This is a genomic window from Paraburkholderia sp. NMBU_R16 (assembly GCF_013282575.1).
Classification (GTDB): domain Bacteria; phylum Pseudomonadota; class Gammaproteobacteria; order Burkholderiales; family Burkholderiaceae; genus Trinickia.
Genome location: NZ_JAAAYE010000261.1, coordinates 1 through 614, shown reverse-complemented (window position 1 = coordinate 614; position 614 = coordinate 1). Strand labels below are relative to the sequence as shown.

Annotated in this window: 1 protein-coding gene; it reads left to right on the top strand. The window is 60.1% G+C overall.

The window, feature by feature from the left end; genetic code table 11:
- Positions 1 to 114: 114 nt before the first annotated feature.
- Positions 115 to 513 carry a hypothetical protein gene (locus GWC77_RS28170; RefSeq protein ID WP_254367240.1) on the top strand — a complete coding sequence of 133 codons (399 nt, stop codon included), beginning with the start codon at positions 115 to 117 and terminating at the stop codon, positions 511 to 513.
- The last annotated feature ends 101 nt before the right edge of the window (positions 514 to 614 follow it).

The window sequence follows — 614 nt, the reverse complement described above, 5'->3', positions numbered from 1 at the left end:
GTGTGGCGGTGCTCAACCGCATGCTGGCCGCCGCACGCCCGAACTCCGTGCGCTGTAAGGTTCATGCCGCATAACCTGTGGGGAAAGGGGCGCATTGCACACTGCTCCGCCTCCATGCACCAACGCCTCGCGATGATGCTCGATAGCTTCCCGTTCGTGGTACGAAGCTTTCATTCCGACGGCGGCAGCGAGTACATCAACCACGACGTGGCCCGCCTGCTCGAGAAACTACGCATTGAGTTCACCCGCTCACGCCCACGCCAGACCAACGACAACGCGCTGGCGGAATGCAAGAACGGCGCGGTGGTACGCAAAATCATGGGCTACAGCCATATCCCGCAGAAGCATGCGGCGGCGATCAACCGCTTCCACGAGGACGCGCTCAATCCGTATCTGAACTTCCACAGGCCCTGCTATTTCGCGCTGGACACGGTCGATGCACGCGGGCGCATCCGCAAGACCTACCCGGTTGAGCTGATCATGACGCCGTGTGTGGCGCGACAATCTGGATGAGAGACGCGCGACAAACAAGATGAGAATGTCGCGGCGAGGTTGATGATGCCGATGTTGATTGACGCTGACAAGCGTTTGTTGATTGACGCGCGGCGCATGTT